Genomic DNA, 14562 nt, shown 5'->3' with positions numbered 1-14562 from the left:
CGGGGCACCTTCCGTGCGGAAGGTGCCCCGCCGTCGTCGGGAAGCCTGGGCGGTCCTCCGGGATCAGGCGGCCGCCAGCTCCACGTCCTCCTCCATCTCGCGGAGGCGGCGCTCGGCGTCGTGCTCGGTGAGGGTCGGCATGAAGTGGTACAGGCGGGCGGTGGCCTTGAACTCGTCGACGACCTCACGGAAGGTCGAACGGACGGTGGCCTCGCCGAGGGTGGCGGCGTGGCGGGCGACCAGGTCGTTCTCGACGCGGGTCATCACGCGGCGCAGCAGGACGGGGTTCGGCTGGGTGGGCAGGGCCTCGCGGTACTCGGTGGTGTTGATGCTCATGTGCGAGCACCTCCTTTGCGTGCCGGACGGGTCCGGCGTCTCGGGGCGGACGTTCGGGGAAGCGGTCCGCCGGGAAATCTTCGGTTCTGGTTCGCTCTCCGTTCGGGAAGGTGAACGAAAGGTGAACAACTCCTAAACCAAGGATACGCGGAACGGGGTGAAAAGCAAGTGTGGACAGGGCGGTCGGCATGGCGGGGGTCACAGTGCGTGGCAGGCGGGTGGCGAGGAATCGGCGCGATTCCGCGGTTTCTGGCGGGACGGTCGATGGTGAACTGAGGTGAACACAAGGTGAACGGAACTGCCCATGAGCGGTTCACCGGACGTTCACTCGAGCGCGGGTCGGGGCCACCCTCCGGGCGCCGTCGGCCGCGCGGCCCCTGTGCCCAGCCACCCCGCTCGTCGTCGCTCGCGAAAGGGGAGGCCCTCCACCGCCGGCCGCACGCCCTGCGACGATGGAGCCATGACCTCGCTGCGTCCCCTCCTGCGTCCAGCACCGTCGCCGCGCACGGCGGCGGAGGTCGCTCGGCAGTCGGTCATGCTCGCCGGGGCCGGGGCGGCGATCCTGCTGCAGGTGGCGGACCACCGGGTGGGGGCGGGAGTAGCCGCGCACTCGCGGTTCACCGAGGACCCGATCGCCCGGCTGCGGCACACCCTGCAGTACATCTGCGTGGCCGTGCTGCCGGAGGCACAGTTCGCACGCAGGAAGGTGCTGGGACACGTCCACCGCGCGCACGCTCCCGTCCGCGGGCTGGACGCACAGGGCCGGGCGTATTCGGCCTTCGACCCCGACGCCCAACTTTGGGTCGCCGCCACCCTCTACTGGGCCGGGGAGCAGGTGCGCCACCGCGTCTGGGGCACGCTCCCAGCCGACCAGGCGGAGCGGATGTACCGGGAGTACGCGTCCCTGGCGACCTCGCTCGGCGTCGCGGAGGAGCGCTGGCCGGCCGACCGCACCGCCTTCGACGCCTACTGGGACTTGCAGATGGCCGGGCTGGAGATCACCCCCGAAGTCCGCGCCATCGCCGCCGACCTCTTCTCCGGGCAGGGCCTGTCACCGCCGTTGCGCGCCGCCCTGCCCCTGGCGAGGCTGCTCACCGCCGGGCTGCTGCCGGCACCCGTCCGCACCGGGCTCGGCTGGGGGTGGACCGGCCGTGACTCCCGCCGCGAGGCGCGCATCTGGGCCGTGGCCGCACCCGTGTACCGGCGCCTGCCGGAGGCACTGCAGACAAGCGTGGCCCGCTGGATCCTGCGCACACTGCGGCGTTGAGCGCGCCGGCCGACCTCCCGGCCGATCTGGGAGGATGACACGCATGAGCACCACGGAATGGGTCGTCGTCGGCCTCATGGTCCTCGCGCTGATCGCGATGCCGTTCATCGTGCGGGCCGTCCTGCGCGCGCCCATGGAGCGCATCATCGAGCGCAAGGACATGCGCAGCCGTCCGGGCCTGATCGTCGGCAACTCGCCGGCCCACCGTCGGGCCAAGGCCCGCGCCGGACGGCAGACTCGGCGCCGCCCCGACGACGGCTGACCCCTCCCGTTTCGCGAGGGACAACGTCGGTGAGGGCTCGGGTCTACCCTGGTCCCTGTGAACGCGAACATCCCTGACGCCCTGTGGCCGAGCCGTCGCTCCACCGCGTTCACCGTCTACCTGATCGCGTGCGTGGTGCTGATCGCGCTGAACCTGCGCACGGTCTTCTCCTCCTTCGCCGCGGTCCTGTCCGAGTGGACGGCTCTGACCGGCATGGGTCCCGTCGCCGTCGCGCTGATCTCGGCGCTGCCGGTCACGGTCGTCGGGCTCGCGGCCCCGCTCGTCCCCCTGCTCGCCCGACGCTGGGGCACCTGGTCCGCGCTCGCCGTCGGCCTCGTCCTCATTGCGGCAGGCCTGGGCATCCGGTCCCTCCCCACCGGCGACGCCCTCTGGCCCCTCTGGTTCGGCACCCTTGCCGCGGCCCTGGGCATCTCCGTGGGCAACGTGGTCCTGCCGGTGATCGTGAAGATGGACTTCCCCTCCAGCATCGGGCTGATGAGCGGCATCTACACCATGACCATCTGCGCGTCCGCCGCGCTCGGCGCCGCTTTCACCCAGCCGCTGCTCGGCGCGCTCGGGGACGTCCGCCTCGCCCTCGGCGCCTGGGCCGGTTTCGCGCTCCTGGTCCTGATCGTGATCGCCCCTGCCCTGTGGTCCATGCGCGGCCTGGTCGGCCGCGTCCACCGCCCGGACCCCGCGTCTTCCCGACGACGGCCCCGCACCTCCGCCGGACCCCGCACCGTGTCGTCGGCCGGCTCCGTGGGAGCCGGCGGGGCGCGCCCCGCCGACCACGATGGCCAGGCGAGCGGACAGGCGGAGGCCGGTGCCGTCGTCGTGCCCCACCCGGAGCGGGAGGCGAGCCCGTTCCGGTCCCGGACCGCCTGGTGGCTGACGCTGATGATGGCCGCGCAGGCGATGAGCTCGTTCGCGGTGTTCGCGTGGATGGCGCCGATCCTGCGGCACCGGGGGATGGAGGCCGGGGCTGCCGGGTCGGTGGTTGCGGCGTCGATCATGCTGCAGGTGGCCGGGTCGCTGGTGGCGCCGATCCTGGCGGCCCGGATGCGGCGGCAGTCCTGGCTGGCCGTGGCCGCGGCGGTGCTGACGGGGGCGGGGTTCGTGCTGGTGATCCTCGGGCCGATGGGTGCGATGGGCGTGTGGGCGGCGATGCTCGGCGTCGGGCAGGGGGCGCTGACCGCGGTGGCGCTGACGATGATCGGGCTGCGCACAGCGACCGCGTCCATGGCGTCCAGGCTGTCCGGGATGATGCAGGGCGTCGGGTACACGCTCGGCTCGTCGGGGACGTTCCTGGTGGGGCAGCTGTTCGCCGTGACGGGCTCCTATGTGCCGGCGGCCGTGCTGTTCGCGTGCACCGGGACGCTGGCGGCGGTGTTCGGATACCTGGCCGGGCGGGACAGGACCGTGCACGTGCGGGAGTAGCGGCGGGTCCGGCCCCGGACGTCGTTGCTGGAGACCTCGTCGTTTTCGCTAGCGAAAGGGGAAGCGGCCGTGGGCTTCCGCCTCCCCTTTCGCGAGCGAAAGCGCTGGGCCTGCCTCCCCTTTCGCGAGCGAAAGCGCAGCGGGGGTGCAGTTGCCCGTGACCGGCGGCACCTGACCGTGCCCGCCCCGGGATGGGACAATGGCCGAGATGAGTGAAAAGAGCCCCCGCCGCCCGAACCCCCGCACCCGCAGCGCCGCATCCGCCGAGCGCCCCCAGGTGCTGCCCCAGGCCGAGGGCTGGACCCAGGCCGCCGACGCCGAGGGCCGCCCGCTGCTGCAGTTCAAGCAGCCGCGCGTGAAGCAGCCCCCGCAGCACCTCGCCGACATGACCCTGGAGGAGCGTCAGGCCAAGGCCAAGGAGATCGGCCTGCCGGCGTTCCGCGCCAAGCAGCTCTCGGTGCACTACTTCGAGCGCCACACCACGGACCCGGAGCAGATGACCGACCTGCCCAAGGACAAGCGTGCGCAGATCGCCGAGGCGTTCTTCCCTCCGCTGCTCACCGAGGTGCGCCGCCTCAAGACGGACGACGGCGCCACCATCAAGTTCCTCTGGCGCCTGTTCGACGGCGCGCTCGTGGAGTCCGTGCTCATGCGCTACCCGGGCCGCGTCACGCTCTGCGTGTCCTCGCAGTGCGGCTGCGGCATGAACTGCCCGTTCTGCGCCACCGGCCAGAACGGCCTGACCCGGAACATGTCCGCCGCGGAGATCGTGGAGCAGGTGGTCCGCGCCAACCAGGTGATCGCCGCCGGAGACCTGGGTGGCCTGCAGAAGAAGGGACACAACGCCGAGCGCGTCACGAACATCGTGTTCATGGGCATGGGGGAGCCGCTGGCGAACTACAAGCGCCTCATGGCCGCCGTGCACCGCATGGTGGACCCGGCTCCGGAGGGCTTGGGCATGTCCGCCCGTAACATCACCGTCTCCACGGTGGGGCTGGTGCCGGCCATCAGGAAGCTCGCGCAGGAGAAGGTCCCGGTGACCTTCGCGCTGTCCCTGCACGCCCCGGACGACGAGCTGCGCGACGAGCTCATCCCTGTGAACTCCCGCTGGAAGGCGGATGAGGCGATCGACGCGGCCTACGAGTACTTCCAGGCCACCGGCCGCCGCGTGTCCATCGAGTACGCGCTCATCAAGGACATGAACGACCACCCGTGGCGCGCCGACCTGCTGGCGAAGAAGCTCAACGCCCGGGGACGCGGCTGGGTGCACGTGAATCCGATCCCGCTGAACCCGACCCCGGGCTCCATCTGGACGTCCTCCGAGCCGGACGTGATGCGCGAGTTCGTGCAGCGCCTGGAGGACGCCGGCATCCCGTGTACCCTCCGCGATACCCGCGGCAAGGAGATCGACGGCGCCTGTGGCCAGCTCGCCGCCGACGGCGACGACGAGGCCGCTGCGGAGAAGGTCGCGGTGGAGCAGGCCGGCGAGGCAGGGCAGGCCGGCGAGGCAGGGCAGGCCGCGGAGGGCACCTCGGCCTCCTGAGGCGGCCTCCCACCTGCGTTTTGAGGGCACAACACGGCGTTGAGTTGCAATCTCAACCCCGTGTTGCGCCCTCAAAACGCATGTGCCGGGGTCATTGTGGCCGGGCGTGCTCCGGCTCAGCCGCGGAAGGCCGCCTCGCCGGTGAGGGTCTGGCCCACGATCAGGGTGTGGACCTCGTCGGTGCCCTCGTAGGTGCGCACGGACTCGAGGTTGTTGGCGTGGCGCAGCGGGGAGTAGTCGCCGGTGATGCCGTTGCCGCCGAGGATGGTGCGGGCCTCGCGGCAGATCTCGATCGCAGTGCGGCAGTTGTTCAGCTTCGCCAGCGAGATCATGGCCGGGGTGAGGGTGCCGGCGTCCTTCGCACGGCCCAGCTGCAGGGCCAGCAGCTGGCCGGTCTGCAGGCCGGCGGTCATGTCCGTGAGCTTCTTCTGGGTCAGCTGGTAGGCGGAGAGCGGCTTGCCGAACTGGAGGCGCTCGCTCGAGTAGGCGATGGCCTGCTCGATGGAGTCGCGGGCGGCGCCCATGGCACCCCAGGCGATGCCGTAGCGGGCCTCGGACAGGCACATGAAGGGACCACGCAGGCCGGGGTTCTTCGGCAGGATCGCGTTGAGCGGCAGGCGCATGCCCTCGAACGTCAGGTCGCACTGCAGCGAGGCTCGCATGGAGAGCTTCTGGGTGATGGGGGTGGCGGTGAAGCCTTCGGTGTCGGTCGGCACGATGAAACCGCGGACGGTCTCGCCGTCCTTGCCGTCCTTGATCTCCAGGCCCAGGGCTCCGGCGGTGTCCGCGGCGGCGACGTCCTCGTTGGAGACCTTCGCCCAGACCACGCCGAGCTGGGCCACGGAGGCCAGGCCGATCCAGCGCTTGGCGCCGTCGATGACCCACTCGTCGCCTTCGAGGCGGGCGCGGGTGACCATGGAGGCCGGGTCGGAGCCGGCGGTCGGCTCGGTGAGGCCGAAGAAGCCGATGGCCTCGCCCTGGGCCATCTTCGGCAGCCACTCGTTCTTCTGCTCCTCGGATCCGTGCTTGTGGATCGAGGACATGGCGAGCGAGCCCTGCACGGAGACGACGGTGCGCAGACCGGAGTCGCCGGCCTCCATCTCCTGCATGGCGATGCCGTACTCGGTGGCGGTGCGGCCTGCGCAGCCGTAGCCCTCCAGGTGCATGCCGAACAGGCCGAGCTCGGCCATCTCGGGGATGAGCTCGAGGGGGAGGACGGCGTCCTCGAACCACTGGCCGATGTTCGGGCGGACACGGCGGTCCACGAACTCGGCGACCCTGTCTCGAACGGCGATCTCCTCGGGGCTGAGGAGGGCCTCGATGTTCATGATGTCGGTGGGGTGCTTGGGCACGGTTCCTCCTGGCAGGGGCGGCGGCTGCTGCCGCACGGGTGGTCTCACAGCCACTCTAGGTGCGCGCATCCGGCGCTGACAGGGAAACAGGCACGACGACGGCTCCCGCACCTCCGCCGGTGGGCGTCGGTGGGGTGCCCGCTCGCCGCTGACGTCACCTCATGTCCCGATCGGGGGTCGGTCAGATCATTCTAGTCTGAATCGCGCCGCCCTCGAGTGTGGCCGAGAAGGTGAGGCGGGGGTTCAGCCCCCGGCGCCGAGCGAGGCGGAGGCGGGGCAGACGCCCCGAACCGGCACGGTTCAGCCTCCGGTGCCGGGCGAGGCGGAGGCGGGGGAGCCGTCGTCGTGCTCCTGGAAGACCTCCACGGACGCCTTGACGACGGAGCGCAGGGCGGCGGAGTCGTGGTCCCGGCGCCAGATCATGCGCATGTCCATGGGGTTCGCCGGGCCGGAGAGGCGGACGAACCGGACGCCGGACTCGTGGTGGGCGTTGTCCCGGACGGTCTCCATGCTGAAGCCGACGCCGTTGCCGGCGGCCACGAGCACGAGCATGGTCCAGGAGTCCGGGGCCGTCTCTGTCACGCGCGGGATCACGCCGGCCGAGAGGGACAGCGAGGTGAAGCGGTGGTGCAGGGCCGCGCTGACGCCGGTGGGCAGGACGATCCAGTCCTCGTCCGCGAGCTCGGCGAACGCGACCTCGTCCCGGTGGGCGAGGCGGTGGTCCGCGGGCAGGGCGATGAGGACCTCTTCCCGGCGCAGCAGCACCGAGTCCAGCTCCGGCGGCAGGTGGTCCCAGCGGCCGATCGCCAGGTCCAGGCGGCCGTCCATCACACGGGAGAAGCCCTGGTGGGAGAACTGCGCCGAGTGCAGTTCGAGGGCCAGGCCCGGGTGGTCGGCCTTGACCCGGCGGGCCAGACGGCCGACGTGCCGGTGGTTCGAGGTGCTGGCGAAGCCCAGGCGGATGCGGCCGGTGCGTCCGGCCGCCACGTCCGCCATGACGCGGTCCACGTCTGCGGCGGCGTCGGCGAGGCGCTGCGCGGCCGGCAGGAGGGCGCGGCCGGCGGGGGTGAGGGAGACGGTGCGGGTGGTGCGGTCGAACAGGGCGGTGCCGTAGGCGCGCTCCAGGTTGCGGATGGTGCGGGACAGCGGCGGCTGCGCGATGTGCAGGCGCTCGGCCGCACGTCCGAAGTGCAGCTCCTCGGCCACGGCCAGGAACGCGTGGGCCTCGCGGACGTCCATGGGATGCTCCTCCTGCCTGGCGGGGCGCCGGGGCGACCAGGCTGGGCGGGGCGCCGCGGCGATCTATGCGCCGAGGGTAACAATCGGTGCGGATCGGCTATTGGACGTGAGACCGCGGCGGTGGTCTGCTGGAGCGAAGGACGCGGTGTGCCCGGCAGTGTGCCCGGCCCGCCGTCGAGGGACTTCCAGGAGGCGAGGCATGCAGAAGGCGACCGGACAGGACGGCGGCGAGGCGGCCGTCGTCGGGACGGACGGCACGGGGCCGGCGGACGCGAGCGGGCTCACCGGGGACGGCACCGGACCGCTGGCGGGGATCGTGGTGGCGGACCTGTCCCGGGTGCTCGCCGGACCGTACTGCACCATGCTGCTCGCGGACCTGGGCGCGACCGTCATCAAGGTGGAGTCGCCCGGCGGGGACGACACCCGCACCTGGCGGCCCCCCGTGCACGGGGACATGTCCACGTACTTCATGTCCGCGAACCGCAACAAGCACTCCATCGCCCTGGACATGAAGGACCCGGAGCAGCTGGAGCTGGTGCACCGGATCGTGGGCGAGGCCGATGTGCTGGTGGAGAACTTCAAGCCCGGCGGCCTGGCCAAGTACGGGCTGGACGCGGACTCCGTGGCCGAGCGCTGGCCGCACCTGGTGCACGCCTCCATCACCGGCTTCGGCACGGCCGCAGGCGCGCACCTGCCCGGCTACGACATGCTCGTCCAGGGCGTCTCCGGGTTCATGTCCCTCACCGGCGAGACGGACGGCCCGCCGCAGAAGGGCGGTGTGGCGATGATGGACGTGATGACCGGACTGCACTGCGCCGTGGCGATCCTGGCCGCGCTGCGCGAGCGCGAGGGCTCCGGCAGGGGCCAGCACGTGGAGCTCAACCTGTTCATGACCGCCCTGTCCGGCCTGGTCAACCAGACCTCCGCCTACGTGGCCGGCGGTGCCGTGCCGCGGCGCATGGGCAACGACCATCCCAGCCTGTTCCCCTACGGCCCCTTCGCCTGCCGGGACACGGACCTGATCATCTCGGTCGGCAATGACCGCCAGTTCGCCCGCCTGGCTGAGGTGCTGGGGATGCCGGAGCTGGCGCAGGACGAGAAGTTCGCCACCATGTCCGCCCGCAACGAGAACCGCGACGAGCTGCGGGCACTGATGGTGGGGCGCCTCGGCGAGCGGGACGCGCAGCAGTGGCAGGACGAGCTCGTGGAGGTCGGGGTGCCGTGCGCGCCCATCCTCGGCGTGGACGAGGGCATCGCGTACGCGGAGAAGCTGGGGCTGGACCCGGTGGCGGACGCCGGCGGGGTGCCGACCGTGCGCCACCCCGTGGACTACTCCCGCACCCCGGCGCGGCACGTGAAGGCCCCGCCGCACCTGGACGAGGACCGCGAGGCCGTCCTCGCCTGGCTCGAGGGCAGGGGCGCGGACTGCGAGGGCTGACGGCCCGGGCTGATAATCGACGGTTCGTCACAGGACCGCGGAGAATCTCTGCGATCTGGTGACGAACCGTCGATTATCCGGTGACGCGCTGCTCGGTAGCCCCGCCCAGCCGGGCCAGGCGGTCCACGGCGTACGCGTATCCCTGCACGCCGGTGCCGCACAGCACGGCCACGGCCACGCCGGAGATGTAGGAGTGGTGGCGGAACTCCTCACGGGCGTGGATGTTCGTCAGGTGCACCTCCACCACGGGCAGCTCGACCGCGCTGAGGGCGTCGCGGATCGCCACCGAGGTGTGGCTGTAGGCGCCCGGGTTCAGCACGATTCCCGCGTGCTTGCCGCGCGCCTCGTGGATCCAGTCGATGAGCTGCCCCTCGTGGTTGGACTGCCGGCACTCGACCGTCCATCCGAACCGCGCGGCGGTCTCGGCGGCCAGCGCCTCCACGTCGGCGAGCGTCTGCGTGCCGTACTTCTCCGGCTCGCGCGTGCCGAGCAGGTTGAGGTTCGGGCCGTTGAGGATCAGCAGGGAGGCGAGGCTCATGCCGCCAGCTTAGTGCGGTCGCCGCCGGGCACCGCGCCCGCTTCTCGACGCCGGCCCAGCGCGCTTCCCGACGACGGTCCTGCACCTTCCGCACGCAGGTGACCGGTCGTCGTCGGGGAGTCCATCCGCCACATCCACCGCACCGGCCATCGGCATCACCGGCTCGCCCTCCGGCGGCCTGGACTCGATGCCCCACAACGGTGCGGTCATCACCCTGCTCATGGTCTGCGGGATGACCCACCGCGAGTCCTACAAGGACGTCGGCATGGTCACGATCGTGGCGCCGGTGATCGTCACCGCCGTGGTGATCGGTGCGGTCACCTTCCTCGGCATCGCCTGATCCCCGGCAGCTACTGTGGCCGGCATGGAGAACTCCGTGCCGGCCACAGCCCTTCCAGCCCTCGGACTGGGGACCTACAAGCTCACCGGACCCGAGGGGCAGGCCGCGATCGAACGCGCCCTGGCACTGGGATACCGGCACCTGGACACCGCCCAGGCCTACGGCAACGAGGCCGTGGTGGGGGCCGCCCTGCGTGCTGCCGGAGTGCCGCGGGAGGCGGTGCAGGTGACCACCAAGCTCACCGCGGACGCCTTCGGCCCCGCGGACCGGGTCCGAGCCTCGCTGGAGGGCTCGCTCGAGCGGCTCGGCCTGGACCGTGTGGATCTTGTGCTCATCCACTGGCCGAATCCCTGGCGCACCGCGCAGGAGGGAACCTTCCGCCAGACCGCCGCAGCGCTCGCCGGCATGGTCGGCGACGACGGCCCGGCCGCCTCCTGGGGCGTGTCCAACTTCCTGTCCGAGCACCTCGAGACCCTCGCGGCCGACGGCCTGCAGGCGGCGGTGAACCAGATCCAGGTGGACGCCCTGGTCCAGCAGCGGTCCGTCCAAGAGGCGACGCGCGCCCACGGTGCCGCCGTGGTGGCCCACACGCCGCTGGGACGCGGCGGGAAGCCGTTCGAGGTGCCGGCCGTGACCGCAGCCGCCGCGGCGCACGGGGCCACCCCCGCGCAGGTGCTGCTGGCTTGGCACCGGCAGTCCGGGCGCGTGGCCATCCCGCGCTCCAGCTCCGCCGCGCACCTGGCCGAGAACCTCGCCTCCCTGGAGCTCGAGCTCACCGCAGACGAGCTGGCGGCCGTGGACGCCGCGGACTCCGGGCGGCCAGCCCGCCAGGACCCGCTCGAGTTCGGGATCTGAGGAGCGCCGCCGCGCTCCGGTGCCGCGGACGGAGGCGAGCGGACGCCGGAGGTGGGCGGCCGTCGTCGGGAAGCCGCCTGCCGGGTGGACGGACGGAATACGTCGGGCGCTGAACCGGGGGGCATCCGGGGCCGTCGTCCGTCAGCCTTGGAATAGACCGGGCGGGGCATCCTGTTGCCGCCTGACAGAACGCGCCGGACCGTGACCGCGTCCGCGGCGGACGCCGGCGAGAACCCGTCCGAAAGGATCCCTGCCATGGCCACCACCGACCTGACCCTCGAGTCCTTCCAGCAGACCATCGCCGAGAACGACACCGTCCTGGTGGACTTCTGGGCCGAGTGGTGCGGCCCCTGCAAGCAGTTCGCCCCGGTCTTCGAGGCCGCCTCCGAGCAGCATGACGACGTCGCCTTCGTGAAGGTGGACACCGAGGACCAGCAGCAGCTGGCCGCGATGGCCGGCATCACCTCGATCCCAACCCTCATGGCATTCCGTGGCGGCGTGCTCGTCTTCTCCCAGCCCGGCGCCCTCCCGGCTCCTGCCCTGGAGGACCTCGTGCAGCAGGTCAAGGGCCTGGACATCGAGGAGGTCCGTCGCATGGCCGCGGAGCAGGCGGCGAAGAACGACGCCGCCGCCCAGGGTGGTCAGGCCCAGGGCGGTCAGCCGCAGGCCTGAGGCGCGCGGCGCTCTGAAAGGGGAGCAGCCGTCGTCGTGGCGGTGCGGCCCTGCGCCGGGGCTGCCTCAGCGCCCCTCGAAGGCCCCCTGCCGCCACTGCTGCGCCAGCCACGGGCTGAACGCGGCGGGCACGGCGGCCAGGGCGGCGGTGAGGTCCGCGACCTGCACCCACTCCCATTCGGCGACCTCGTCCCACACCGGGGCGGGGTCGCCGTCCGTCTGCGCCCGGAACACCGGGCAGATCTCGTTCTCCTCCACGCCGGCGGCGTCCACCGCGCGGTAGCGGAAGTCCGGCAGCACCGGCTCCACGGAGTGCACCGGCACGCCCAGCTCCTGGACGGCGCGCCGCCCGACGGCCTCGGCCGGCGTCTCCTCCACGCCCGGGTGTCCGCAGAACCCGTTGGTCCACACGCCGGGGAAGGTCTTCTTCGCCAGGGCACGCCGGGTCAGCAGGAACCGGCCGTCCGGGCCGTACACGTGGCAGGAGAAGGCCAGGTGCAGGGGCGTGCCCTCGTTCTGGTGCCGGTGCACGGTGGCCTTCGGCTCGGTGCCGGCCGGGGTGCCGTCCTCGGCCAGGAGCACGACGACCTCCTCCGCGTCCCGGTGGCCGTCCCGTGTGCCGCCCTGCTCGGACGTCTGCGGAACGGCGTGCGGGTCGGCGGCGGCAGGATCGGGCTGTGCGGCGCAGGAGGTCATGCGGTCATTCTGTCAGGCCGGTGAGCCCGGCGGTCGGCGGCGGCGTCCTGGGCCCTGACCTGGGCGGAGGCCGGCGCGCCGCACGGCCGCCGGACCTGGTGCCGGGGCTGCCGTCCGAGCTGGTGCCGAGGCTTCCGAACGGCGACCCGTGGCCGACGTGACCCAGGTCACCCACGCGATGGTGTGCCGTCACATCCAGCGTACAGTGGCCCAATGTGCCCGGCTCGGGACCCCGGGCACGCGCGCCGCCGGCAGGGGGAATCCGGCGAGGACGCGCACCGTGAATGCACCGAAGCTGAACGAAGAGAAGAACGGAAGAGAGACGAGATGACCCGCATCGCCCGCACCTCACGCGCCGCCGCCCTCGGCGCCGCCGCCCTGCTCGCCCTGACCGCCTGCGCCGGTGAGTCCCAGGACGCCGAGCAGGAGACCGCCGACCAGTCGGCCACCCAGTCCGAGTCCGTCTCGTCCGAGGGCGGCGAGGGCGACGCCCCACAGGCCGAGGAGGTCGCCTTCTCCGCCGGCGACTGCCTGACCAACGATCCGGGCGCCCGCGACGTGGGCACCTTCGAGAAGGTCGACTGCGAGGGCGAGCACAACGCCGAGTACCTCTGGGCCGTGCCGGAGAAGGGCGAGGACGACACCACCGACACCGAGTCCGTCTGCCGCACCACCGGCGCGAAGGCCGGCGAGGAGCTCGACGTGACCGTCTCCGCCACCGAGCTGCGCAACTCCGCCGACGGCTCCCAGCACTGCCTCGTGTACGCGGTGTCCGACGGCTGGGAAGGCCAGATCGTGGATCCGTCCACCACCCTTGAGGACGCCCAGGCCGAGGCCGGCGCCTGAGCCGACCCGCACTGACGCACACGAAGGGCCCGGCCGCTCCGCTGACGGAGAGGCCGGGCCCTTCGGCTGTCCGGACCCGGCCCGCACCGGAGGCGCGGGGTCAGTCTGAGGGGAGCGGCCGTCGTCGTGCCTCCGCCACGATGTTCTCCGCCATGGACGGGAACACAAGGGCGTGGAAGGGCAGGATGGCCGTCCAGTAGGCGCGGCCGAGCAGCCCGGAGGGCATGAACACGGCGCGCTGGCGGTAGACGCAGCCGTCCTCCGTGCGCTCGACGCCCAGCTGCAGCCAGGCCCGTCCGCCGGCGCGCATCTCGGCGCGCAGGGTGAGCAGGCGGCCGCGGTCGATGGACTCCACGCGCCACCAGTCGACGTGGTCGCCCAGGCGCAGGTGCTCGGGGTCCCGGCGGCCGCGGGCCAGGCCCGGGCCGCCGATCAGCTTGTCCATCCAGCCGCGCATCCGCCACAGGAACGGGGTCGAGTACCAGCCGTTCGGGCCGCCGATGGACTCGATCACTGGCCAGAGCCGCTCGGGGGAGAGCTCGGTCTCCTTCTCCCGCTCGTCCGTGTAGACGGTGGAACCGGCCCAGTCCGGGTCCGCGGGCAGGGGAGCGGCCGGGTCCCGGCCGACGCTCTGGTCCGCATCCCAGGTGACCTCGAGCGGCCCCTCCTGCTCGCGGGCCAGCGCCCGGCGGACGGCCTCCTTGTAGGAGGTGAGGCCTCCGGCGGGGTCCGGGACGATCTCGGCCACGGTGTGGTCGTCCGTGACGGCGTCTTCGGCCAGCGACGCGGCCAACGGCATGGCCACGCCCACCGGGATGGGGGTGACCAGGCCGATCCAGAGGCCGGACAGGCGCATGGCGGGCAGCGGCAGGGCGATCACGCGGCGGCGTCCGAGCCCGGCGATCTCCGCGTACTCGGTGAGCATGGAGGCGAAGGTCTGCGGGGTGCCGCAGCCGATCTGCCCGCGGGCCTGCACCGGGGCCTCGAGGGCGCACGCGTGGACGAGGTAGTGCAGCACGTCCCGGATCGCGATCGGCTCCACCCGGTTCCCCAGCCAGGAGGGGCCGGGCATGACGGGCAGCCGCTCGGTGAGGTGGCGGATCATCTCGAAGCTGGTCGAGCCGGAGCCGATCACGATGCCGGCCTCGAACGTCAGGGTGGGGACGGAGGACTCCTCGAGGCGGCGGGCCACGAGCTCGCGGGAGCGCATGTGGTCCGAGAGCTCCTCCACGGGCCGGTCCGGGTGCAGGCCGGAGAGGTAGACCAGCTGGGCCACGCCGGCGGCCTCCGCGGCGGTGGCCACGGTGTCCGCGACGGCCTGCTCGCGCTCCACGAAGCCGGCCCCGCCGCCCATCGAGTGGACGAGGTAGAGGACCGTGTGGATGTCCTGGATGGCGGCCCGCACGTCCTCGGGCTCGGAGAGGTCGCAACGCACGATCTCCACATCGGAGCCCCAGGGGCGGTCGGCGAGAGCGTCGGTGTTGCGGGCCGCGGCGCGCACCGTGAAGCCGGCGGCGAGCAGCTCCGGGATGAGACGGCCGCCCACGTAGCCGGAGGCGCCGGTGACGAGCACGCGGCGGCCGTGGCCGGCGGGGAGGCGGAGCTGGAGGGGAGAGGAAGGGGTCATGCCGAACACGCTAGGGCTCGCGGTAGGGGCTTGGGCAGGGGTGGGATGCGTCCACACCGCTGTGACCACGCAGGCGGGGGAGTTCTAGGTGTACTCGGCCATGACGTTGGTGAC

Annotated in this window: 15 protein-coding genes; 9 read left to right on the top strand and 6 right to left on the bottom strand. The window is 72.3% G+C overall.

Annotation, left to right across the window (positions count from 1 at the left end):
- Positions 1-63 precede the first annotated feature (63 nt).
- Complete coding sequence (locus tag HMPREF2863_RS01585; RefSeq protein WP_070637508.1) at positions 64-336, bottom strand: three-helix bundle dimerization domain-containing protein; 273 nt, start codon at positions 334-336, stop codon at positions 64-66.
- A gap of 460 nt (positions 337-796) precedes the next feature.
- Between HMPREF2863_RS01585 and HMPREF2863_RS01580 the strand changes: the two genes are divergently transcribed.
- The 4 genes from HMPREF2863_RS01580 to rlmN all read left to right on the top strand — a co-directional run bounded on the left by HMPREF2863_RS01580 (position 797) and on the right by rlmN (position 4845).
- Complete coding sequence (locus HMPREF2863_RS01580) at positions 797-1603, top strand: oxygenase MpaB family protein (RefSeq protein ID WP_070637506.1); 807 nt, start codon at positions 797-799, stop codon at positions 1601-1603.
- 43 nt (positions 1604-1646) lie between these two features.
- On the top strand, positions 1647-1865 hold the full coding sequence (locus HMPREF2863_RS01575; RefSeq protein WP_067190667.1) for a hypothetical protein: 219 nt from the start codon (positions 1647-1649) through the stop codon (positions 1863-1865).
- 57 nt (positions 1866-1922) lie between these two features.
- Entirely contained in the window at positions 1923-3302 is a 1380-nt protein-coding gene (locus HMPREF2863_RS01570; protein WP_070637504.1) for an MFS transporter, read from the top strand.
- 208 nt (positions 3303-3510) lie between these two features.
- Entirely contained in the window at positions 3511-4845 is a 1335-nt protein-coding gene (gene rlmN / locus HMPREF2863_RS01565; RefSeq protein ID WP_083315149.1) for a dual-specificity RNA methyltransferase RlmN, read from the top strand.
- A gap of 116 nt (positions 4846-4961) precedes the next feature.
- Here the strand turns inward: rlmN and HMPREF2863_RS01560 are convergent, their stop codons facing one another.
- Positions 4962-6173, bottom strand: coding sequence for an acyl-CoA dehydrogenase family protein (locus tag HMPREF2863_RS01560; protein ID WP_245829820.1), 1212 nt, complete (start codon positions 6171-6173; stop codon positions 4962-4964).
- A gap of 324 nt (positions 6174-6497) precedes the next feature.
- Positions 6498-7436 carry a LysR family transcriptional regulator gene (locus tag HMPREF2863_RS01555; RefSeq protein ID WP_070637500.1) on the bottom strand — a complete coding sequence of 313 codons (939 nt, stop codon included), beginning with the start codon at positions 7434-7436 and terminating at the stop codon, positions 6498-6500.
- 199 nt (positions 7437-7635) lie between these two features.
- Here HMPREF2863_RS01555 and HMPREF2863_RS01550 point away from each other — a divergent pair, with 199 nt between their 5' ends.
- The gene (locus HMPREF2863_RS01550) at positions 7636-8874 is read left to right on the top strand and encodes a CaiB/BaiF CoA transferase family protein (RefSeq protein ID WP_082739820.1); all 1239 of its coding nucleotides are present in this window, start codon (positions 7636-7638) and stop codon (positions 8872-8874) included.
- 73 nt (positions 8875-8947) lie between these two features.
- Here HMPREF2863_RS01550 and aroQ read toward each other — a convergent pair whose 3' ends face one another.
- The gene (aroQ, locus tag HMPREF2863_RS01545; protein WP_067190659.1) at positions 8948-9412 is read right to left on the bottom strand and encodes a type II 3-dehydroquinate dehydratase; all 465 of its coding nucleotides are present in this window, start codon (positions 9410-9412) and stop codon (positions 8948-8950) included.
- Between the two features lie 187 nt (positions 9413-9599).
- On the opposite strand from aroQ, the gene HMPREF2863_RS11350 reads away from it, so the two are divergent.
- The 3 genes from HMPREF2863_RS11350 to trxA all read left to right on the top strand — a co-directional run bounded on the left by HMPREF2863_RS11350 (position 9600) and on the right by trxA (position 11279).
- Complete coding sequence (locus HMPREF2863_RS11350) at positions 9600-9752, top strand: hypothetical protein (RefSeq protein WP_245232161.1); 153 nt, start codon at positions 9600-9602, stop codon at positions 9750-9752.
- Positions 9753-9776: 24 nt separating this feature from the next.
- A complete protein-coding gene (locus HMPREF2863_RS01540; protein WP_070637498.1) occupies positions 9777-10607 on the top strand; it encodes an aldo/keto reductase in 831 nt (276 codons plus the stop codon).
- Positions 10608-10862: 255 nt separating this feature from the next.
- Positions 10863-11279 (top strand): thioredoxin, encoded by a 417-nt coding sequence (gene trxA / locus HMPREF2863_RS01535; protein WP_067190655.1) that lies wholly within the window; start codon positions 10863-10865, stop codon positions 11277-11279.
- Between the two features lie 66 nt (positions 11280-11345).
- Here trxA and idi read toward each other — a convergent pair whose 3' ends face one another.
- A complete protein-coding gene (gene idi, locus HMPREF2863_RS01530; RefSeq protein WP_082739819.1) occupies positions 11346-11975 on the bottom strand; it encodes an isopentenyl-diphosphate Delta-isomerase in 630 nt (209 codons plus the stop codon).
- A 327-nt stretch (positions 11976-12302) separates the two neighbouring features.
- Between idi and HMPREF2863_RS01525 the strand changes: the two genes are divergently transcribed.
- Positions 12303-12821, top strand: a complete 519-nt coding sequence (locus tag HMPREF2863_RS01525) for a hypothetical protein (protein ID WP_070637496.1) — start codon at positions 12303-12305, stop codon at positions 12819-12821.
- 100 nt (positions 12822-12921) lie between these two features.
- Here the strand turns inward: HMPREF2863_RS01525 and HMPREF2863_RS01520 are convergent, their stop codons facing one another.
- Positions 12922-14448: an SDR family oxidoreductase gene (locus HMPREF2863_RS01520; RefSeq protein ID WP_070637510.1), complete on the bottom strand. Its 1527-nt coding sequence runs from the start codon at positions 14446-14448 to the stop codon at positions 12922-12924.
- Positions 14449-14562: the final 114 nt, after the last annotated feature.

It is taken from the genome of Micrococcus sp. HMSC067E09 (assembly GCF_001812555.1).
Taxonomy (GTDB): Bacteria; Actinomycetota; Actinomycetes; order Actinomycetales; family Micrococcaceae; genus Micrococcus; species Micrococcus lylae.
The sequence above is the reverse complement of the archived record's forward strand: the minus strand, read 5'-3'. Positions and strand labels throughout refer to the sequence as shown.